We start from the raw sequence: 21,718 nt of genomic DNA, 5'->3' as shown, positions 1-21,718 counted from the left end.
CCATGCGCATACTGATCATCGAGGACGATTCCGACCTGGCGGCCAACATCTACGACTACCTGGAGGCCAAGGGTCACAGCGCCGATGCCGCCGGCGACGGCGTCACCGGCCTGCACCTGGCCATCACCCAGGACTACGATGTCATCATCATGGACATCAACATGCCCGGCATGGACGGCCTTACCGCCTGCCGCAAACTGCGCCAGGAGGCCGGCAAGCAGACCCCGGTGCTGATGCTCACCGCCAAGGACACCCTGGACGACAAGCTGGCCGGTTTCGACAGCGGCGCCGATGATTACCTGGTCAAGCCCTTCGCCCTGCAGGAACTGCTGGCGCGTCTCACGGCGCTGGGTAAACGCGGCAAGGGCGAGTCGGATCAGCAGCTGCTGCAAGTCGCCGATCTCTGTTTCAACCCCAACACCCTGGAGGTGAAACGCGCCGGCCAGCCCGTCACCGTCACCCCCACCGGCCTCAAAATCCTGCAGCTGCTGATGCGCAACTCGCCCAATGTGGTGACGCGGCGCCAGATCGAGGAGGCCCTGTGGCGCGACTCACCGCCGGACAGTGATTCCCTGCGCGCCCACATGCACACCCTGCGCGGCGCCGTGGACCGCCCCTTCGGCACGGCCCTGATTCATACCATCCACGGCATCGGCTTCAAGCTGACGCCCCCGGCCGAGGCCGATGATGCAATATAGACAAAGCCTGCGTCGCCGCATCACCTTCTCCTTTGTCGCCTTCGGCGCCGTGCTCAGCCTGGTGATCGGTATCGGCGTCTATTTCGCCATCGAAGACATCGAGAAAAATCTAATGGTAAACAGTCTCCACGGCGAATTGGACTATGTGCTGCACCAGACCGATCTGCCCTTGGGCATTACCCGCCAACTGAGCGCCAATATCGTGCTCTATCATGTCGACGCGGCGCAGCGCCACATCGTGCCGGAACTGATCCGCAATCTGCCGCCCGGCGCCCATGAACTCAATTACGAGGGACAGACCTTCCATGTACTGATCGCCGCCAGCCGTCGCGGCATCGTGTATCTGATCGAAGAGGCCACGGAATTCGAGCAGCGCGAAGTCGCCATCCAGATCGCCCTCGGCGCCGCCGTGGTGGCGGCCATCCTGATCGCCCTGTGGCTGGGCGCCTGGCTGTCGGGCAAGGTGATTTCGCCGGTCACCGCGCTGGCACGGCAGGTAGCCCGGCTGCGACCGGGACAGCCCCACCCGGCGCGGGTGGCGGCGCAGTATGCCGACGACGAGGTGGGCCAGCTGGCCAATACCTTCGACACCTATCTGCAACAGATGGAACAGTTCATCCGCCGCGAACAGGAGTTCACCGCCGACGCCAGCCATGAGCTGCGCACGCCGCTGACCGTCATCAACGGGGCCTGCGAATTATTGCTGGAAAACCCCGAGTTGCCCGAGCGCGCGCGGCGCCAGATCGAACGCATCGCGCGCGCCGGCGAACGCATGTCGCAAATGCTGGAGAGCCTGTTGTTGCTGGCGCGCGAGACCCCCACCGGCCCGCTCGGCAGCACCGAATTGTGCCGGGTGGAAGACGTGGTGCAGGAGGTGGTGGAACAGCACCGCTTCATGATCGGCGACAAGGCGCTGACACTGCGCTGCGACATTGTCACCGGCTTCACTCTCAACACCTCGCGCACGGCGCTGGCCATCGTCTTCAGCAACCTGCTGCGCAACGCCATCAACTACACCGAGGTCGGCGAGGTAGTGGTGCGGGTCAGTGAGCGGCGCGTCGAAATCAGTGACAGCGGCAGTGGCATCGGCGCCGAGGCGCTGGCGCACATCTTCGATCGCCACTACCGCGGCCCCAATGCCCGACAGGGCGGCAGCGGCATCGGGCTCTCCATCGTCAAACGCATCTGCGACCGCCAGCACTGGCGCATCCACATCGCCAGCGAACCGAACCGGGGCACCACCGTCAAGCTCGAATTCTGAGCCCAACGGCGCGTAATGTGACCGGGCGCACAAAAAATTCCGGCTTTTGACGAAATCTTCACACCCCCTTGACCTGCGCTTTACATCCCCGTTGCTAGATTGGAATCCTGCCAAAAGCAGTGGCAGCAGCGTTTGGAGACAGGTCAATGACCATCAGCAGTGCACACATTTCCCTGAGCGACCGCCATGACGGTGTCGCCCGCCAGCATGCAGTGGAACTGGAGCTCCTGGCCGCGGGTGAGGCCCCGCGCGGCGAGGTAGAGCGTTTTATCCAGACAGTGTTCAAACGGGCCTACGGCGCCCGGATCAGTACGTTTCTGCCCTATCTGCTCAGCATGCGCGAAGAGGACAGGGTGGTCGCCGCCCTGGGTATCCGCCCGGCCTCGCTGAGTAAACTGTTTTTAGAGACCTATCTCGACCGGCCGCTGGAAAATCTGCTGGCGGCCAAAACCGGTCGCCCCATCGACCGCAGCCGTCTGGTGGAAGTGGGCAACCTGGCCTCCGGCCACGGCGGCGGCGCGCGGGCCCTGATTATCACCCTGACGGCCTACCTCAAGGGTGCCGGCTACGCATGGGTGGCGTTTACCGCCACCCCCCAGGTGCGCAACAACTTCGCCAAACTGGGCATCGACCTGATGCCGCTGGCCCGGGCCGACGGGCGCCGCCTCGGCGCGGCAGTGAACGACTGGGGCAGCTACTACGCCCAGGACCCGGTAGTGGTGGCCGCCAATGTCGCCGCCGGCGGCGCCAGCCTGCGCCGCGCCATGAGCGCCGAGCAACTGTTTCCCACGGCACAACGCTTGTGGGACGACGCCGTGAACGCCGGACGTCGCGGGTGCCTGTGGCAGCCGCCGCGCAGACTGTCGGCACAGTGGCCGGAATGGATGCTGGACAGCGACATCCACAGCTACGATTTCGACATATGAAGGCCGCCTCATGAGCGACATTCTCCAGGCCATCCAGCACTACGCCCGCACCACGCCGGCGGCCTGCGCCGTCGAGGGTGAGTACCTGCGCCTCAGCTATGCCGCCCTGCATGACGAGATCGAGCAACTGGCCGGCTTACTGCGCAGACAAGGCTATGGCCGCCTCGGCCTGCTGATGGACAACGGCCCGGCCTGGGTGGTCGCCGATCTGGCGGCCCAGGCGGCGGACGTCACCCTGGTGCCGATCCCGGCATTTTTCTCCAGCGAGCAGAGGCAACATGCGCTGCGCGATGCCGCCATGGAGGCGGTCATCGCCCTGGATACCTCGCTGATCGCCGCCAGCCTGCCCGACGCCCGGGTGCAACCGCTGGGCCGCATCGCCGGTCAGAGCGGCTGGCTGGCGGTACTGCCGTCCCAGCAACGCATGCCGGCGCTGCAGGGCGTGGCCAAGGTCACTTACACCTCGGGCACCACCGGCACGCCCAAGGGGGTATGCCTGAGCCGGACCCGCATGGGGCGCGTCGCCACGGCCCTGCGCGAGGCGATCCGGATCACGGCCGCCGACCGTCATCTGTGCCTGCTGCCCTTGGCGGTGCTGCTGGAGAACATCGGCGGGATTTACGTACCGCTGCTGAGCGGCGCCACCTGCGTCGTCCCCGGCCTCGGCACAGTGGGCATGAGCGGCGCGGCCGGCTTGGATCCGCAGCGCATGCTGCAGGCTATCGCCAACAGCCGTGCCAGCAGTGTCATCCTGCTGCCGCAGATGTTACAGGCCCTGGTGGGATTGATCGCCGCAGGCCTACCCCTGCCGGCACAGTTGCGCTTCATCGCCGTGGGCGGCGCGCCGGTCTCCCTGCGTCTGCTGGAACAGGCCCGCGACCTGGGCCTGCCGGTGTACGAAGGCTATGGCCTGTCGGAATGCGCGTCGGTGGTGGCGGTCAACCGCCCGGGCGCACAGCGCCTGGGCAGCGTCGGGCAGCCGTTACCGCACATCCAGCTCAAGTGCAGCCCGGCGGGTGAGATCCTGATCAAGGGCAATCTGTTCCAGGGTTATCTCAACCGGCCCACGCCGGACGGCGAATGGTACGCCAGCGGCGACTTGGGCTATCTGGACGCGGACGGGTATTTGTATCTGACCGGGCGCAAAAAGAACTGCTTCATCACCAGCTTCGGCCGCAACGTGACGCCGGAGTGGGTGGAGAAGGAGTTGACCCTTGCCCCCGCCATTGCCCAGGCGGTGGTCTTCGGCGAGGCGCGCCCCTTCAATGTGGCGCTGATTGTAGCGCGCGGCAGCGACGCAGAGATCGACGCCGCCGTGCAACAGGCCAACCGCCAGCTACCCGACTACGCCCGGGTCAGTGCCTGGCTCAGGGCCGATGCGCCCTTCAGCATCGACAATCATCAGTGCACCGCCAACGGCCGCCCGCGTCGCGAACAGATCGCCCGGCTCTATGCCGACCGCATCAATGCACTTTACGAGACAGACGGGCACGGCGCCCGCAAGGAGTCAGTATGTCATTCTTTAACCAATTGATGGACGCCACCGCCGAGGCGCGCACCGAGATGCTCGCCATCCCCCAGCTGCAGGCCGGGGTGCGGGGCGAGATCAGCCTAGCGACCTACAGCTATTTCCTCAGCCAGGCCTACCACCACGTCAAACACACCGTGCCGCTGCTGATGGCCTGCGGTTCGCGCCTGCCGCAACACCCGGCCTGGATGCGCAATGCCGTCATCGAGTACATCGAGGAAGAGAAGGGCCACGAGGAGTGGATCCTGGACGACATCAAGGCCTGCGGCGCCGATGCCGAGGCGGTGCGCTTTGGGCAAGCCGCCCCCGAAACCGAGATGATGGTGGCCTACGCCTACCACACCATCGAGCGCATCAACCCGGCCGCCTTCTTCGGCATGGTGCTGGTCCTGGAAGGCACCAGCATCAACATGGCCACCCAGGCCGCCGCAGCGCTTAAGCAGAATCTGGGGCTGCCCGACAGCGCCTTCACCTATCTCACCTCCCACGGTGCCCTGGATATCGAGCACATGGGCTTTTTCGAAGGGCTGATGAACAAGGTGGAAGACCCGACCACCCAGCAACAGATCATCCACTGCGCGCGCATGATGTATCGCCTCTACGGCGACATCTTCCGCACGCTGAAGATTTAAGGGGATACGTCATGAACCTGAAGGACAAACGCATTCTACTCACCGGCGCCTCCGGCGGCATCGGCCGCCATCTGGCACTGCAGCTGGCCGGGCACGGCGCCCGGGTCGCCCTAATCGGCCGTCGCCTCGACGCCCTGCAAACACTGGCCGCCGAAATCAAAACCGACACCGGCCAAGACGCCTACCCCGTCGCCGCCGACCTGGGCACCCACGAGGGTCGCAAAGCGGCGCTGGACGAAGTGCGGCGCAGCCTGGGCGGTGTGGACATGCTCATCAACAACGCCGGCGTGGTCGACTTTCACGACTTCAGCGAGCAGGACCCGGCCATGATCGACCGCATCTACCAGACCAACCTGATGGCACCGGTGCAGCTCACCCGCGCCCTGCTGCCCGAACTGCTGGAACAGGGCAGCGGCCGCATCGTCAACATCGGCTCCACCTTCGGCAGCATCGGCTTCGCCTACTTCGCCGCCTACTCCAGCAGCAAGTTCGCCCTGCGCGGCTTTTCCGAGGCGCTGCGGCGTGAACTGGACGGCAGCGGCGTCGGCGTCAGCTACTTCGCCCCGCGCGCGGTGAAAACCCCGGCCAACAGCGCGGCGGTTTATCAAATGGCCGAGGCCACCAAGATGCACATGGACGAACCGCAGGCAGTGGCGCGCTTCATCGTCCGCAGCATCACCAAAGAGAAGGCCAGCGCCTACTTCGGCTGGCCGGAAAAGCTCTTCGTGCGCATCAACGCCCTGCTGCCCGGCCTGGTAGACGGCGCGCTGCGCAAACAGAACCGCATCATGGCGCGTTTCGCGCCCAAGTCTTAACCGGAAACGGAGGTCACATTCATGAACAGCAGTCAACTTACATCCCTCGCCATCCTCGGCCTGAGCCTGATCTTCAGCCAGCAGAGTTTCGCCATCGGCGACGCCGCCAAACCACTGCAACAGCAGTGGGCGGAGGTGAAATACCAGACCCCGGAAAAGGCACGTGAAGACGCGTTCGAGAAACTGGCAGAACAGGCCAAGCAAGTCGAGCAACAACATCCGCAAGACCCGGAAGTGCTGGTGTGGGAGGCCATCATTCTCAGCACCTATGCCGGCGAAAAAGGCGGCTTCGGCGCCCTCGGCCTGTGCAAAGACGCCAAGGCGCTGCTGGAACGGGCGGAAAAGATCGATCCTAACGTGCTCAACGGCTCGATCTACACCTCGCTCGGCAGCCTCTACTACCAGGTACCCGGTTGGCCCATCGGTTTCGGTAATGACGACAAGGCCGAAAAATACCTGAAAAAGGCGCTGGCACTGAATCCGGACGGCATCGACGCCAACTTCTTCTACGGTGATTACCTGCTCGAAGAAGGCCGCTATCAGGAAGCCGTCGCGGCCTTGGAGAAGGCCCTCCACGCCCCCGCCCGCCCCGAGCGCGAAATCGCCGATGCCGGACGCCGTGCAGAGATCCAGGCCAAGCTGAAACAGGCCAAAGACGAACTATAGCCCTCCTCCCTAGCTGTAGTGTGTAGTCCCCCTTAGCGGCGCCTGGCCCGGCGGTAACACCGGGCAGTTTTTGGCAGGCGCCGCCCTTCTTTGGTACCCTGCTTGCCATCAACGCGACAGCCAAGGAAAACACACCATGAACCAGGAAACCCAATCCGCCAGTTTCGACGGCGACAACCTCTATCGTGAAGAGAACTTCACCGACCGCACCGTCGGCTCCATCCGGCGCATGACGCCGGTGACCAAAGACGGCGCGGAGGACAGCAGCCGCAGCGTCATCTACGTCGGCCAGACCCAGGTCATGACCCAGGTGGGCGCCCTGCCCCTAACCTTCGAGATCGAAGCCGACTCCCTGGAAGCCGCCATCGCCGGTTTCAGCGCCGGCGCCCAACAGGCCTTTGAGGAGACCATGAAGGAACTGGACGAGATGCGCCGTGAACAGGCCTCATCCATCGTGGTCCCCGGCGGCGGTGGTGGCGCTGGCGGTGTACCGGGCGGCGGCCTGCCCGGCGGGGGCAAGATTCAGATTTAGAAACCGTGCCAGCACGCAGCCCAAAAGCCCTGCTTTGATCACAAAGCAGGGCTTTTTTCTTGTGCATCCGTCATCGGCGTCGTGCCAGCCGCAACGCGGCTATCCCGGCTAGCAGCAACAGTCCAGGGGCCGGGGCCGGCACTTGGCTGGTGTTCACGGCCGTGGCGAATGTTAGGCCGTCCAGGTAAAACTCTTCGCTGGTGCCCGAGACGCCGCCGGCATACACCCGGTCACCATGAACAATGGAAAAGCTGTCGAGTGGTATATCCAGGATAAACCCGAGGAAGGGGACGGCGGCGGCGCTCGGCGTATTGCCCAAGCTCCCGCCACTGCTGGCGGAATCGGTGAGCCCCAGCAGGTCGCTGACCAGAAAGGCCTCGGCGCCGATCTGCAGGCCGATCTCGACCAGATTCAGTCCGGCCGGACTGGTGGCGGAATCGTTTTGCAGGCCCAGCAGGCCGACACCGGTGGCGGGAACATGATGAATGGTGAGGCCGATGCCGTCGTCCGTCCCGATCGGGCTGGAATCCACCTCGCCCTGCAGGAAGCCGCCGCCGGTCAGGCCGGTGGGGCCGGGGTCCCCCACCCCGCCGATCACATCGACATTCACCGAACCGGCCGCATTGCCACTGGAACCTGCGTCGAAGCTGCTCGCGCTGCCGTCAAAGCCTTCTGCGGAAATGGCGGCACCGCCCAGCGCCGTCCGCCAGGCCGCATGGTCAGTATAGGTGGAAATGACAGTGGCCTCGGCCACACTCACAGAAAACAGCGGCAGGACCGCCGCCAGGCAGATAGATCGAATCCACATCGCTTGACCCCCAATTGTTGTAATTATTACATGACCGAATTTCTACCTTGCAATAATCGCGGCCATGGGTCAAGCCCCGACAATCAACAGCGCGCCAGCACCAGGGGCACATCCATCTCGGCGCGGCTCAGGCCGCCATGGAAACCGACCATGGCGGCGGGCGGCTCGCCGGGCAGGCGCTGGGTGAGCACAAAGTCGTCCTTCATCACCAGGGTGTAGTCACCGATGCGGGAGTCCAGTTCGGGATGGGGCTCACCCAGTCCGAACAGGCCGCGATCGAGCAGTTCAACACTGGCATAGAGTTCCGCGGCATGTCCCAATTCCGCTTGCACATAATCGATGAATTGCCGGCGCATGGCGGCGCGCACGTAACAATACGCCAGGCGCGGCTCGCCGCACATCGGCAGCTGCAGACAGTGCTGCAAGCGCGGCATATCGTTTACCCTCAGACGACGCTCGGGCGGCACGTCGACGAAACCGTGATCAGCGCTGAGCAGCACCACGCTGTCCGTACCGTCCAATGCCTGGAGCAGGTTTGCAAACGCATCATCCAGTTGGCCGAAATGGGTCGCCACCTCGGCGCTGCCGACACCGTGCTGATGCGCCAGGCTGTCGAAGCCGGGCCAGTAGCTGTAGATATATTTCGGGCCGTCGTGGCTGCGCGCCGTGGCGGCGGTTTGCTTAAAACAGTCCTGCAGACCATCGTGCAGCACCAGCTGCGCCTTGCCCAAATGCGCCCGGTTGAACGCCGAGTCGGACAGCCACTGAGGCATGATCGAATAACAGGCGCCAGCCATCAGATCAAACACCGGGCGATGCCCAAACAGGGCCGCGGGAGTCACGCTTGGGTTCAGGTCGGCCTGGTTGGCGCGCGTCAGAAAAGGCAGCACGGTCACCACACTGCCCACTTCGCGCAGCCAGGTGTACCAGCCGGTAAGGCCGTGCTGCTGCGGCGCCAGGCCGGTGAGATAGGTGGAGATAGACGCCGCCGTGGTGGGCGGCGCCACGGCGTGGATACGGCCGTGCAGATGTTGCGCCATGACGCTGTCGGCGGCGCGCTGGGTCAGATAGTGATAGCCCAGACCGTCCATGATCAGCAGGATAATGTTGCGCGCGTCGGAGAGCATACCCGGATCCAAATCACGCAGGGGCGGATACACGCCGCTCGCGCCGCCGCGCGCGGTGATAATGCTGCGCATCAGATTGACGATGCTGCCGCCCTGGTAATCGGGAATGTTCACGCTAGCGGACATCAGTTCAGCGCCAACCGCATCACGCGCGGCAACAAGATGCTGACAAACAGCGTGATCAGCACCGTGCCCAGAATGTTGAGCCAAATCCCCACCCGCGCCATTTGCGGAATAGTCACTTGGCGGCTGGCGAAGACGATGGCGTTGGGCGGCGTGGCCACCGGCAGCATGAAGGCGAAGGAGGCCGCCAAGGCCACCGCCGCCATCAAGATCAGCGGCGGCAGCTCGGCGGCCAGGGCAAAGCCCGCCATTACCGGCAACAACAGCGAGGCGGTGGCGGTGTTGGAGGTCACCTCGGTGAGAAAGATCACCATCGCCACCAGCGCCAACACCAGCCAGAACAGCTCGACGCCGTGCAGCAGGGTGAGCTGTTGTCCCAGCCATTCGGTCAGACCGCTGGCGCCGAATCCGGCCGCCAGGGCGAAACCTCCGCCAAACAAAACGATGATGTCCCAAGGAATACGCACCGCCGTCTTCCAATCGAGCAGGAACTGACCTTGCTTCAGATCGGCGGGGATCATAAACAGCAGCAGGGCACCGAAGATGGCCACGCTGGAATCGGTCACCTCGCTCAGCGCCGGCACATCCAGCAGGCCGCGAAACAACCAGGCCGCGACCACCAACACGAAGACCGCCAAGACACGTTTTTCCTGTTTGCTCATAGGGCCCAGGGCGGCCAACTGTTCACGGATGACCGCCTTGCCGCCCGGCAATTCCGTCATGTCGCTGCGAAAGACGACACGGCTGAGAAACAACCAGGTCAATATCAACATGATGGCGGACAGGGGCGCGGCGAACAGCATCCATTCGGCAAAACCGATGGTATAGCCGTATTGCTTCTCCACCACGCCGGCGAGGATGGCGTTGGGCGGCGTCCCGATGAGGGTGGCCACACCGCCGATGGAGGCGGCATAGGCGATACCCAGCATCAAGGCGATGCCGAAATTGCTGGGGGGCGGCTCCTCGCCCGGCGGCGCCGCGTTGCCGGCAAGCTGACGCAGCACCGCCATGCCGATGGTGACCATCAACATGGCGGTGGCGGTGTTGCTGATCCAGCAGGAGAGAAAGGCGGTGGCCAGCATGAAGCCCAGCAGCACCCGGTTGGGCGTTACGCCCACCAAGCGCACCGTGTGCAGGGCGATGCGTTTGTGCAGGCCCCAGCGCTCGATGGCCATGGCGATGAGAAAACCGCCCATGAACAGATAGATCAGATGATTGCCGTAGGAGGCCGTCACCGTGGCGGCGGGCATGACACCCAGCATGGGAAACAGGGCGATGGGAAACAAGGCCGTGGCCGGGATGGGGATCGCCTCGGTGATCCAGAACACCGCCATCAGCAGGGTCACCGCCGCCACCTTCATGCCCTGGGGCGGCATGCCCTCGGGCAGCGGCAATAGCACCATCAGGAAAAACAGGCCGGGGCCCAACAACAGGCCGACTTGCTGCCGCCGGCTCAGTCCCATCGCCATCGCGCTCATAGTGTCCTTTCCGTGTGCTCGAATCGTTTGCTGGAAATACAGCCACGATACGCCCACGGCCGGTCACTGTAAAACCGGTCGGGCAGCGCGCAGCGCGGTCCGCCCGGTGAGAAATGCCGGTTATGATCGCGTTAGAGGGTGGTGTTCCACAGAATCTGTTTCAACAAGACGTCGGTACCTTGCATGCGTTGCGACAGCGTCAGGGCGATGTGGCGCATAACGATATAGCCCACCTCCGGGTGACTGTTGAGATACTCGCGTAAGGCAAGGCCGTCGACACGCACGGCTTGGACATTGCCGTGACAACGCACCGAGGCGGTGCGCGGCGCATTGGTGAGCCATCCCATCTCGCCGAATACGTCCTTATCCTGCTTGGAGATCACCACCTCGGCGCTGGTGACGGCGTTGCCATTGGAGACGATCTCGACAGTGCCCGCACACAACAGATAGAGATCATTGCCGATTTTATCCGACTCGCGGATCAGCATGTCGCCGTCGCCCAAACTCAGCGGGGTACAAAAGCGACTCACCTCGGCCAGCTGTTGCGGTGATAACTCGCTCAGCAGACTTACCTTTTCCAGCTCCTCGATCATTGATGCGCTCTCCGTGATCAATCATTGCCCCGTGCTTGGTCATCGACCAAAAGGCCGCGGCCATGAGTGCGGTGACGTTCACGCCTCGCCCGGAGCGTCCCGGCAAGCGGCCAGCTGCCGCCGGGCCGCCTCCAGCCCGAGCCGTTGCAGCAGGCGCATGTTGTCCTCCGGGATGCGGCCGACATCCGGATAATCGGCCCGCGCTCGCTCGATATCGGCCTCCAGAATCAGGTGAAACATGGGGAACGGCGTGCGATTGGTGTAGTTGCGTACATCATCCGGGTCCAGATCGGCGAATTGATAGTCGGGATGAAAACTGGCCACCTGGATCACCCCCTGCAGATTGAACTGGGCGATAAGCACATCGACCAGGTCGAGAAAGCGGTTGTATGCGTCAAACTCGCGCAAACAATCGGGGGTCACCAGCAGGGTGGTCGCGGTGCGGCCGTGGTCGGCATCGCGCAGCAACAGCAATTCGTCGATCAGGTCCTGCACCAGGCGGTCCGTGTCCCCGGCCTGGCTGACGACATAGCGCAGGGCGTTATTGCGCACGGGCTTATGGGCGAAGGGGCAGAAGTTGTGTTTCAGCACCACCTGCTCGACCCAGCAACGCGCCGCGGCAATCACTTGCGCCTCAGTCGGCATCGACCAAGGCCACCGGGTCGCCGATCTGAATCCGCCCCGCCACCAGCACCCGACAGCACACCCCGCCGCGCCATTCTTTGGCCATGGCGGCCAACAGGCCGGGGCACGCCTGCTCCATGCGCTCACAGGGATCGGTTTCCCGGCTGATGAGCAGCTCGACCTCGCCGACTTTCAGGATGCGGCCGCTGCTATCGCGCAGATCCAGGCCCTGGATCAGCAGATTGGCGCGGCGTGTGGTCCAGGGCAATGTATCGGCCGCGCCAAGGCCGAGCTCGGCGCAGGCCGCCTGCCAAGCTTCGCGTGTCAATACGGTGACTTGACGCGCGCCGGATTTGCCGCGAAAGTCGTCGGCCACGCCGTGTTCCAGACGTATCTCGGCGGTCTGCAACAACTGCATCGCGGCCCGTTTGCGGGCCCGTTTGGCAATACCGAGCAAGCGCGCCATGACGCCTCCTATTGCACGCCCTGGCTGTGCAGATAGTCGTCGTACCTGCCGGAGAAGTTGGCCACGCCGGTAGGCGTGAGTTCAATGATGCGCGTCGCCAAGGAGGCGACGAACTCGCGGTCATGACTGACGAAGATCAACGTACCGGGATAGTTTTCCAGTGCCAGATTGAGGGACTCGATGGATTCCATGTCCAGATGGTTGGTGGGTTCGTCCATCACCAGGATGTTGGGGCGTTGCAGCATCAGTTTGCCGAACAACAATCGCCCCTGCTCGCCGCCGGACACCACCTTGACCGACTTGTTAAGCTCGTCGCGGGAAAACAGCAGCCGCCCCAGGGTGCCGCGGATCACCTGCTCATCATCGCCGGGCTGGGCCCACTGGGCCATCCAATCAAACAGGTTCATGTCGGCGGCAAAGTCCTCGGCGTGGTCCTGGGCGAAATAGGCGATATTGGCATTTTCGGACCACTTCACCGTGCCCGCCGCCGGCGCCCGCTCACCCACCAGGGTCTTGAGCAGGGTCGACTTGCCGATGCCGTTGGGGCCGATGATGGCGAGGCGCTCGCCCACCTCCAGCATCAGGTTGAGACCACTGAACAGGGTCGCGCCGTCATAACCGTTGGCGACACCGTCCAGCTGCAGCGCCAGGCGGTGCAGCTTCTTGTCCTGCTCGAAGCGGATGAAGGGGTTGACCCGGCTGGAGGGCTTCACCTCCTCCAGCTGGATCTTGTCGATCTGTTTGGCGCGCGAGGTGGCCTGCTTGGCCTTGGAGGCATTGGCGGAAAAGCGGCTGACAAAGGTCTGCAACTCGGCGATCTGGGCCTTCTTTTTGGCGTTGTCGGACAACAAGCGTTCGCGTGCCTGGGTGGCGGCGGTCATGTATTCATCATAGTTGCCGGCGTAGAGACGCAGCTCGCCGTAGTCCAGATCGGCCATGTGGGTGCAGACGCTGTTCAGGAAGTGGCGGTCATGGGAGATGATGATCATGGTGGAGTTGCGTGCCGTGAGCACGTTCTCGAGCCAGCGGATGGTGTTGATGTCCAGGTTGTTGGTGGGCTCGTCCAGCAGCATGATGTCCGGGTCGGCGAACAGGGCCTGGGCCAGCAACACGCGTAGTTTCCAACCCGGCGCCACCTCGCTCATGGGGCCGAAGTGCTGCTCGATGGGGATGTCCAGCCCCAGCAACAGCTCGCCGGCGCGGGCCTCGGCGGTATAGCCGTCCATCTCGGCGAACTCGGCCTCCAATTCGCCGACCTTGATGCCGTCCGCTTCGCTCATCTCGGGCAGGGCGTAGATGCGGTCGCGCTCCTGTTTCACCGCCCACAACTCGGCGTGCCCCATGATCACCGTATCGACCACCGAATACCGCTCGAAGGCGAACTGATCCTGGCGCAGCTTGCCGATACGCTCGTCGGCGTCCCGCATCACCACGCCGCTGCTGGGCTCCAGATCGCCGCCCAGGATGTTCATGAAGGTTGACTTACCGCTACCGTTGGCGCCGATCAGGCCGTAGCGGTTGCCCTGGCCGAACTTGACCGAGACGTTTTCAAAAAGGGGTTTGGCACCAAATTGCATGGTGATATTGGCAGTGGACAACATTATGGATTCCCAGGATGGCGTTCAGATTACGAAAGGGGCGTCATTATACCCGAGCCGGGTTTGCCTGCGGGCCGATTCTGGGCCATGATGCAGCAATAATTGACCAAGGAGCTAAGGATTATGCTGAAAACCCATCAGACCGCGCCCCCATTCAGCCTGCCTGACCAGGACGGCCAAACCGTCAGCCTGGCGGATTTCAAGGGCGAAAAGAACGTGGTGCTCTATTTTTACCCCCGCGACGACACCCCGGGCTGCACCATCGAGGCCAATCAGTTCACCGCGCTGGCGGACGCCTTCGCACGCCACGACACGGTGGTGCTGGGGGTGAGCAAGGATTCCTGCACCAGCCACCGCCAGTTCATCGACAAGTACGATCTCAAGGTCGCACTGATCTCCGACAGCGACGGTGAATTATGCCAGGCCTATGGCGTGTGGCAGGAAAAGGAGAAAAACGGCGCAAAGAAGATGGGCATCGTGCGTTCCAGCTTCATCATCGACAAGTCCGGGCAACTGGCCTACGTGGAATACGGCGTCAATCCCGAGGGCCACGCCCAGGCGATACTGGAGCGGGTCAAGGCCCTGTAACGCGCCGGGCGGGCGCGTCGTCATCCCCCGCCCTGCATAGCATCGCTCAGCCCTGCCGCCAGGACTGGACCAGCTCGGCGACGAAGGCGCCGAAGCGGCGTGGGGCATGACCGATGACGGCCTCCTGGGCGGCCAGCGCCTCGGCCGAGGCCAGCAGGCCGTGCGCCTGAAAGTACTGATACATGACTTTGAAATCGTTCACCATCCAGGCGGGCATCATGTGTTGCGCCTGTTTGGCCCAGTTTTCCAGATCATCGCCGCCATAGCGGATATCGCGGCCGAGTTGCTGGGAGAATTCGGCGGCGATGCTTTCCCCGGTCCAGACCTCGGTGCCGTTGATGGCGAACGCCTGATTGTCAAAGCCGTCTTCGAGCAAGGCGTTGACGGCGGCGTCGGCGACGTCGCGGGCATCCACCCGATTCAGCCCCACATTCCCCAAAGGCTGAGGATAGGTGCTATAGGCCATGACGGCGGCCTGACCCCACTGATCGTTCTGGAAGAAATTATTGGCGCGCAGAATGGTATACGCCATTCCGCTTTCTTTGAGTTTCTTTTCCACCAGCACTTTGTTCTTGAAATGGGGAATACGGTCGGTGCCTTCCGGGTGCGGTACGGACAGGTAGACAATCTTTTTCACGCCGGCCATGGTCGCCGCCAACACGGCGTTGAGTCCCATCTGAATCTCGTTCTGACTCAGCGGTGTGAGCATGAATACCTTGTCAACACCGGTGAAGGCCTTGGCCAGACTGCCGCGCGCAACCAGATCGGCGACACACCCTTCCACCCCCTGGGGCAGCTGGTCCAGCTTGGCCGGATAATGGGTCAGGGCGCGTGGCTGTTCCCCTTTCTCCTTCAATCCGGCGGTCACGTGGCGGCCCACGCCGCCCGTTGCACCGATCACAAGTATTGTCATGTTTTACTCCTGATTTTTGATCGTCTGATCATCCATGGATTGACGGCCAATCCGCGCAAACATATGAATTGCATTCTATACGTGCACAGGGGGACGTGACAAAAATGATTCGCTCCGCGCAACGACTCCGCGGGCCCGGATCACGTCATGGATTCGGGCTGGAGAACGGCGGGCAAGGCATGCATCAGGCGCTTGACCCAAGGGCCGACCTGATCCAACCATAGACCGACAGAGGTGTGCACGTCGATTCCGCTATAGATCGCCGCGGCATAGGCCCCGCCCAAGGTGATCGTGGTGATAAGCAGCAGTTTCAGAAACACGCCGCTGCGTTGCTTTTCGCTCTGCACGGTGGACAGCTCTTCGCTTAGTACCTGGATGCGTAGCTGCAGACGTTTCATCTCCTGCGCGGCCTTGTCGGCCTCCTGCAGGGCATTCAGACTGGTGCTGCCCAATTCAGCCTCGAGTGCCTGCAAACGCTGTTCGAAGTCGGACTCCGCCTGGGCAAACCCGGCCTCCTTTTCGGCCATCACGGCCATCTGGGCGGCCAGCTTCCGTTGCAGCGCGTCACGCTCGCCGACCGCCCCCGCTTGCGCCTGCAATTGGTCATTGAGAGCGGCGAGCTTGTGCTCCAAGTCACTGCGCGATCGGGCCAAGTCCTTGACGTGCTGCTGCAATTCAACTTGCGCCTGGCAGCTCTGTTCCAAACTGGCCTCCAACGCCGGTACGGCGCGCTGCAAGCGATCGCGTTCATCTGCAAGCTCGACGACGCGCGCCTCGCGCTGACGCAACTCTGCCTCCAACTGGCTCAGCGCGGTATCTTGTTGCTCAGCCTGGCGGGCGGCGCTGTTAAGCTGCTCATCCAGTGCCTGACGTGCCGCCGAGGCCTGCTCATAGTCCCGCTGTACCTGTTCCAGCTGGGTCCGCAAGGCGCTGACGCTGTCATGCAAGTCGGCCTCTTGGCGACGCGCCTGCGTCAATTCGACAATTTCCTGTTCATGAGACTGGCGCATCTGCTGCAGTTCTGCAGCGAGTGTCTGCAGACGTTGATTCAGGTCTTCGTTTTGATTCTGCAGCCGGTCGCCGCGTTGACATTGCTGCGCCAGTTCGGCCTGCAAGGCGCCGACTTGCGGCAAGTCCTCAGTTTTCGCCAGCTGCCCCTGGATCTGCTGTAATTGATTGGTCAGCTGCGCCAACTGACCGTTGAGCCGGTCATTCTCGGCCACCAAGGCCTGGCGCTGTGTCTTCTCCTCACCCAGTTCCCGGGTCAGGTTGTGCACCCTTAGATTGGTGAGGGATGCGTCCTCCGAGCGCTGCTGCGCCTGCTGGCGACTGTCCTGTAGCTGTTGCGCCAGGGATGCCGACCGGTCTTTGAGGCGCTCCAATTCGCCGACCAGGTGACGGCCGTTGTCGCGCTCCTGGTCCAATTGAGTGCTGAGATCGTCGATGCGCTCGCGCAGTTTGGCTTCGGCTTTGGTCTTCAGGCTCCCCGCCTGCACGATCGCCTTCTTGGCCTCGGCCTTAACCTGGTTCAACTCCGCCTCAAGCGACTGCTGGCGCTGACGATAGGCCGATTGCTGCTCGGCCTGCTGCGCCAACTCGGTATTCGCGGTGTCCAATTGTTGCTGCACCTGGGCAAGCTTGGCGCGCAGTTCCCCGGCCTGGGCGGTAGCGGCGGCGGCCTTCACCGCGAACCCCTCCATCGCCGACGTTTGCAAAACATAGACCTTGAAACGTTGCTTGCCCAACAGGAAGGCGGCCACCGCGCTCATGCGATTATCGTCGGACAACACCAGATACTTTTGCGTGCGATCCAGGTCGTCCATGCGACCGCGCAATTCGGCGAAGGGGATGTTCATGCCACTGCCGTCGACGGCGAAATCATCCGCATTGCGCAGATCCAACACCTGCGCGCCGCGCGCCTTCAGGCTGTGCGCCCGTTCCTGATCCACCACATGGACCAAGGACTGTTCCAACAGGCGCTTGAAGTTGTGTTGGTCCAGGCGCAGCAATAGGCCGTCCTCAAGCATGCGCACCGTGGCACCGCGCGGGGTGTTGGCGATCAAGGCCTCTTCGCCGAAGGCCTCACCCGGCCCCACTGTGGCCAGGGTCACCGGCGCATCCTGCTGCGCACCGCGCCGGGTAATGGCGCAACGACCGCGCGACACGATGTAATAATAATCCGGCTGGTCGCCCTGTTCGAATATGACGCAATCCGCCTTGAATTCCACCGGCTCGACGACGGCCATCAGGGCCTGGATGCTGGACGGCGAAAGACTCAGCACGGCATCGCTCTGCATCAGGGTGCCGAGCCAGCCGGCCGACGCCTCGGTGTCGAGTTCGTCCACCTCGAAACCACCGCCGCTGTCCCAGTTGAGCAACAGGTCCAGCAGCTCGGCATCGATACACAGTACCTCGACACTGCTTTGGGCGATGACGCGGCTGCGTTTATCGGGTGCGAGAATGGCGTGACGCGCCCGCTCGCTTTCGGCCTTGATGATTTCCGTATGCGCCGAATTGGGTGCGTATTCCAGCGTGCCCGAGAGCAGGTAGACGATATGATTTTTGTCGATGCCCGCCGCCAGCGGTTGGCCCTTGCGGAAACTGAGCAGCGGCGAACGCTCCGCCAATTCGGTGAGCTTGTCATGATCGAGCCGGTACAGCGGCTCGAAAAAGCTTAATGAGGAAATATCATCGATGGTGTTCGCGACAGACATGGCATCCTTACGGGCATCAAGTTGACTGGATGCTGTTTATATCGGGTTCGCGGCCCAGGCCGATGAGGATTGAATGCCGTTTTTGCAGGCCGTTTCACACTCGTTCAGCGGCCGTGAAGGAGACTGTGACGCAGGACATAAAAAGCCCGGCGCGGCGCCGGGCTTTGTCTTGTGCTTAAGCCCGGATGTCTTGCCACCGTTCGTGGTGAGAAATCCGGGCTAGGTTATTTCCGTTTTGGTACGTAAATATCGGTGCACGTCCCCTCCGCCACCTCGGCGGCAAAGTTGAAGGTCTCGGACAAGGTCGGATGGGGATGGATGGTCAGGGCGATGTCCTCGATGTCCGCGCCCAACTCCAGGGCCAGCACCGCCTCGGCGATCAGCTCGCCGGCGTTGGGGCCGGTCATGGCGGCGCCGATGATCTTGTGATCGGCATCGAACAGCACCTTGGTCATACCCTCGTCACGGCCCAGCGACAGGGAGCGGCCGGAGGCGGCCCAAGGGAAACTGCCCTTGGTGTAGTCCATACCCTCGGCCTTGCACTGGTCTTCCGTCTTGCCCATCCACGCCACTTCCGGATCGGTGTAGGCGACCGAGGGGATGGTGCGGGCATCGAAAAAGGACTTCTCGCCGGCGATGTTCTGCGCCGCCACCTTGCCCTCGTGGGTCGCCTTGTGGGCCAGCATGGGTTGGCCGACCACGTCGCCGATGGCATAGATATGGTCGACGTTGGTGCGCTGCTGTTTGTCCACTTCGATAAAACCCTGTTCATTGACGCTGACACCGGCCTTTTCGGCGTCGATTAACTTGCCGTTGGGCTGACGGCCGATGGCCACCAGCACGCGGTCGAAGGTGTCTTGTTGCGGCGCCTTTTTGCCTTCGAAGCTGCACACCAGGCCTTTATCGCTGGGCTCGATGGCGGTGACCTTGGTATCGAGATAGATGTTTTCGTAACGCTTCTTGATGCGCCGCTCCAGCGGCCGCACCACGTCGCGGTCGGCGCCGGGGATCAGGCCGGGAGAGAGTTCCACCACGGTCACCTTGGCACCCAGGGCGTCATAGACCGTGGCCATCTCCAGACCGATGATGCCGCCGCCCACCACCAGCAGGCGTTCCGGCACCTCCTCGATCTCCAGGGCGTCGGTGGAGTCCATCACGCGCGGATCGTCCCAGGGGATGAAGGGCAGCTTGGTGACGCGCGATCCGGCGGCGATGATGCAGTTGTCGAAACCGACCACCTGCTTGCCGCCGTCTGCCGCCTCCACTTCGATGGTGTGGGGCGAAGTGAACTTGCCGTAGCCGTGCACGATCTGCACCTTGCGCTTTTTGGCCAGCTGTTTCAGGCCGCCGGTGAGTTTGCCGACCACCTTGTTCTTGTGGCCGCGCAGCTTGTCCAGGTCGATCTCGGGCGTATTGAAGGCCACGCCGATGTGGTGAAATTCGGCCGCCTCGGTAATCACCTGGGCGGTGTGCAACAAGGCCTTTGAGGGGATACAGCCGACATTGAGACAGACCCCGCCGATGACGTCGTAACGCTCGATCAGGATCACCTGCTTGCCCAGGTCGGCGGCACGGAAAGCGGCCGTATAACCGCCGGGGCCGGAGCCCAGCACCACCAGCTCGGCCTTCAAATCCACGTCGCCGCTGTAGCTAGAGGCCTGGGGCGCGGGCGCGGCCGCTTCCGTCTTCGGCTCGGACGCAGCCTCTTGCTTCTCTTCTGCGGGAGCAGCGGCTGCGGCACCTGCCTCCAACTTAAGGATAGGACTGCCTTCGGATACCTTGTCGCCCACTGACACCAGCAGCTCTTTCACCACACCGGCCTGGGGCGCGGGGATCTCCATAGCGGCCTTGTCCGACTCCACCGAAATCAGTGAGTCCTCCTCTTTGATGCTGTCGCCGGGATTGACCAGGACTTCGATGACTTCCACGTCTTTGAAGTCACCGATATTGGGAACCTTTATCTCGACTGTATCGCTCATGAGTAGATCCTATTTATTTTTTTACCGCAAAGGACGCGAAGCAACGCAAAGGGAAATAGCTTGTTAATCTTTGCGTCCTTCGCGCTTAATTAAGAAATCAGATTACAAGAACAACCGGCTTGATGCTGTCTATCACCGGGGTTGGCCAGGGCTTCCACGTCTTTGACGTCGCCAATGTGAGGAACCTCTGTCTCAACTGTATTGCTCATGGGTAGATCCTATTTATTTTTTTACCGCAAAGGACGCGAAGCAACGCAAAGGAAAATAGCCTGTTAGTCGTTGCGAACCTTAGCGCCCGTTGCGTCCTTCGCGGTTAATAAAATCACAACAGCAACCGGCGGGTGTCGGACAGCACGCGGCTGAGGAAGGTGGTGAACCGGGCGCCATCGGCGCCGTCGATGACGCGGTGATCGTAGGACAATGACAGCGGCAACATCAGGCGCGGCTCGAATTCCTTACCGTTCCACACCGGCTGCATCTTGGCGCGCGACACACCGAGGATGGCCACTTCGGGGGCGTTCACGATGGGCGTGAACTTGGTGCCGCCGATACCGCCCAGGCTGGAGATGGTGATACTGCCGCCCTGCATGTCGGCCGGCTTGAGCTTTTTGTCACGCGCCTTGGCGCTGATCTCGCCCAACTCCGCCGCCAGGTCCACCAGGCTCTTGCGATCCACATCGCGCACCACCGGCACTACCAAACCGTCCGGGGTGTCCACCGCGATGCCCACATTGAAATAACGTTTCAGGATCAGGTTCTCGCCGGTCGCATCCAGCGATGAATTAAAGCGCGGAAACTCTCTCAGCGCTGACACCACCGCCTTCATCATGAACACCAGGGGGGTGATCTTGATGCCCTTTTCCTTGTATTCGGCGGCCATCTCCTTGCGGAATTTTTCCATGTCGGTGATATCCGCCTCGTCGAACTGGGTGACGTGCGGGATGGTGACCCAGTTGCGATGCAGGAATTGGCCGGTGAGTTTGTTGATCTTGGACAGGGGCTGGGCCTCGACCTCGCCCCACTGGCTGAAATCGATCTCGGGCATGGGCGCCACGCCCAGACCGCCGGCGGCCGGCTGTGACAGGGCGCGTTTGACGAAGCCCTGCACATCGTCCTTGGTGATACGGCCCTTACGGCCGCTGCCGTCCACCTGGCCCAGGTCCACGCCCAGCTCACGGGCGAACTTGCGCACCGCCGGCGTGGCGTGGGCCTTGGAGAATGACTCCTCGTTGATGGCGGCGGTGGGCGACTGGCGCGGCGCGGCCGCTGCCTCTTTTTTAGGCGCCGGCGGGGGCTGCGCGGGCGCCTCAGGCTTGGGTTTCTCCTCGGCCTTTTCCTCCTCCTTGGACGGCTGCGCCTGTTCAGCGGCCGGCTGCGTTTCGGCCGCGGCGTCATTGGCCGGTTCCAGCAATAGGATCAGACTGCCCTCGGAGACCTTGTCCCCCACCTTGACCTTGACCTCTTTGACCTCGCCGCCTTCCGGGGCGGGGATCTCCATGGCGGCCTTGTCCGACTCCACCGAAATCAGCGAGTCCTCGGGCTTGATGCGGTCGCCCGGAGATACCAGCACCTCGATCACCTCCACCTCGGAGAAGTCACCAATATTCGGAACTTTGATTTCTTTGCTCATATGCGTCCTTCGCTTGCTT

20 protein-coding genes are annotated in these 21,718 nt (G+C 62.7%); 9 read left to right on the top strand and 11 right to left on the bottom strand.

Translation table 11 applies throughout. The features are described 5' to 3' along the window. The first annotated feature begins 2 nt into the window (after window positions 1–2). The 8 genes from Tel_04570 (at window position 3) to Tel_04535 (ending at window position 7,058) form a co-directional block, all read left to right on the top strand. Window positions 3–698 carry an XRE family transcriptional regulator gene (locus Tel_04570; GenBank protein ALP52479.1) on the top strand — a complete coding sequence of 232 codons (696 nt, stop codon included), beginning with the start codon at window positions 3–5 and terminating at the stop codon, window positions 696–698. Next, window positions 685–1,959, top strand: coding sequence for a hypothetical protein (locus tag Tel_04565; GenBank protein ID ALP52478.1), 1,275 nt, complete (start codon window positions 685–687; stop codon window positions 1,957–1,959). The genes Tel_04570 and Tel_04565 overlap by 14 nt, the downstream gene beginning before the upstream one ends. A 146-nt stretch (window positions 1,960–2,105) precedes the next feature. Further along, window positions 2,106–2,885 (top strand): hypothetical protein, encoded by a 780-nt coding sequence (locus tag Tel_04560; GenBank protein ID ALP52477.1) that lies wholly within the window; start codon window positions 2,106–2,108, stop codon window positions 2,883–2,885. A gap of 10 nt (window positions 2,886–2,895) precedes the next feature. Next, window positions 2,896–4,419 carry a hypothetical protein gene (locus Tel_04555; GenBank protein ID ALP52476.1) on the top strand — a complete coding sequence of 508 codons (1,524 nt, stop codon included), beginning with the start codon at window positions 2,896–2,898 and terminating at the stop codon, window positions 4,417–4,419. Continuing rightward, window positions 4,398–5,045 (top strand): long-chain fatty acid--CoA ligase, encoded by a 648-nt coding sequence (locus Tel_04550; GenBank protein ALP52475.1) that lies wholly within the window; start codon window positions 4,398–4,400, stop codon window positions 5,043–5,045. The genes Tel_04555 and Tel_04550 overlap by 22 nt, the downstream gene beginning before the upstream one ends. Window positions 5,046–5,056: 11 nt before the next feature. Continuing rightward, the gene (locus Tel_04545) at window positions 5,057–5,860 is read left to right on the top strand and encodes a short-chain dehydrogenase (protein ID ALP52474.1); all 804 of its coding nucleotides are present in this window, start codon (window positions 5,057–5,059) and stop codon (window positions 5,858–5,860) included. 21 nt (window positions 5,861–5,881) lie between these two features. Beyond that, window positions 5,882–6,526 carry a hypothetical protein gene (locus Tel_04540; GenBank protein ID ALP52473.1) on the top strand — a complete coding sequence of 215 codons (645 nt, stop codon included), beginning with the start codon at window positions 5,882–5,884 and terminating at the stop codon, window positions 6,524–6,526. A 136-nt stretch (window positions 6,527–6,662) separates the two neighbouring features. After that, window positions 6,663–7,058, top strand: coding sequence for a hypothetical protein (locus tag Tel_04535; GenBank protein ALP52472.1), 396 nt, complete (start codon window positions 6,663–6,665; stop codon window positions 7,056–7,058). A gap of 70 nt (window positions 7,059–7,128) precedes the next feature. Here Tel_04535 and Tel_04530 read toward each other — a convergent pair whose 3' ends face one another. From Tel_04530 to Tel_04500, 7 genes are all read right to left on the bottom strand, one after another. Beyond that, complete coding sequence (locus Tel_04530; protein ID ALP52471.1) at window positions 7,129–7,866, bottom strand: hypothetical protein; 738 nt, start codon at window positions 7,864–7,866, stop codon at window positions 7,129–7,131. 83 nt (window positions 7,867–7,949) lie between these two features. After that, window positions 7,950–9,119, bottom strand: a complete 1,170-nt coding sequence (locus tag Tel_04525; protein ALP52470.1) for a hypothetical protein — start codon at window positions 9,117–9,119, stop codon at window positions 7,950–7,952. Next, a complete protein-coding gene (locus Tel_04520) occupies window positions 9,119–10,594 on the bottom strand; it encodes an anion transporter (GenBank protein ID ALP52469.1) in 1,476 nt (491 codons plus the stop codon). Before Tel_04520 ends, Tel_04525 begins: the two co-directional genes overlap by 1 nt. 131 nt (window positions 10,595–10,725) lie before the next feature. Next, on the bottom strand, window positions 10,726–11,187 hold the full coding sequence (locus tag Tel_04515; protein ALP52468.1) for a hypothetical protein: 462 nt from the start codon (window positions 11,185–11,187) through the stop codon (window positions 10,726–10,728). A gap of 78 nt (window positions 11,188–11,265) precedes the next feature. Continuing rightward, window positions 11,266–11,832, bottom strand: coding sequence for a hypothetical protein (locus tag Tel_04510; protein ID ALP52467.1), 567 nt, complete (start codon window positions 11,830–11,832; stop codon window positions 11,266–11,268). Then, on the bottom strand, window positions 11,822–12,277 hold the full coding sequence (locus Tel_04505) for a hypothetical protein (protein ID ALP52466.1): 456 nt from the start codon (window positions 12,275–12,277) through the stop codon (window positions 11,822–11,824). The genes Tel_04510 and Tel_04505 overlap by 11 nt, the downstream gene beginning before the upstream one ends. A gap of 8 nt (window positions 12,278–12,285) precedes the next feature. Then, window positions 12,286–13,878 (bottom strand): ABC transporter ATP-binding protein, encoded by a 1,593-nt coding sequence (locus Tel_04500; GenBank protein ID ALP52465.1) that lies wholly within the window; start codon window positions 13,876–13,878, stop codon window positions 12,286–12,288. Window positions 13,879–13,998: 120 nt separating this feature from the next. On the opposite strand from Tel_04500, the gene Tel_04495 reads away from it, so the two are divergent. After that, window positions 13,999–14,463: an alkyl hydroperoxide reductase gene (locus Tel_04495; GenBank protein ID ALP52464.1), complete on the top strand. Its 465-nt coding sequence runs from the start codon at window positions 13,999–14,001 to the stop codon at window positions 14,461–14,463. A 46-nt stretch (window positions 14,464–14,509) separates the two neighbouring features. Here the strand turns inward: Tel_04495 and Tel_04490 are convergent, their stop codons facing one another. From Tel_04490 to Tel_04475, 4 genes are all read right to left on the bottom strand, one after another. Continuing rightward, window positions 14,510–15,364, bottom strand: a complete 855-nt coding sequence (locus tag Tel_04490) for a hypothetical protein (GenBank protein ALP52463.1) — start codon at window positions 15,362–15,364, stop codon at window positions 14,510–14,512. A 152-nt stretch (window positions 15,365–15,516) separates the two neighbouring features. After that, the gene (locus tag Tel_04485; GenBank protein ID ALP52462.1) at window positions 15,517–18,090 is read right to left on the bottom strand and encodes a hypothetical protein; all 2,574 of its coding nucleotides are present in this window, start codon (window positions 18,088–18,090) and stop codon (window positions 15,517–15,519) included. Window positions 18,091–18,314: 224 nt separating this feature from the next. Then, window positions 18,315–20,069 carry a dihydrolipoamide dehydrogenase gene (locus tag Tel_04480; protein ALP52461.1) on the bottom strand — a complete coding sequence of 585 codons (1,755 nt, stop codon included), beginning with the start codon at window positions 20,067–20,069 and terminating at the stop codon, window positions 18,315–18,317. 322 nt (window positions 20,070–20,391) lie between these two features. Further along, window positions 20,392–21,699 carry a branched-chain alpha-keto acid dehydrogenase subunit E2 gene (locus Tel_04475; GenBank protein ID ALP52460.1) on the bottom strand — a complete coding sequence of 436 codons (1,308 nt, stop codon included), beginning with the start codon at window positions 21,697–21,699 and terminating at the stop codon, window positions 20,392–20,394. Between the last annotated feature and the right edge of the window lie 19 nt (window positions 21,700–21,718).

This window comes from Candidatus Tenderia electrophaga, from assembly GCA_001447805.1.
Taxonomy (GTDB): Bacteria; Pseudomonadota; Gammaproteobacteria; order Tenderiales; family Tenderiaceae; genus Tenderia; species Tenderia electrophaga.
Note: the sequence above shows the minus strand (reverse complement) of the source record. Positions and strands in the feature narration are given on the sequence as shown.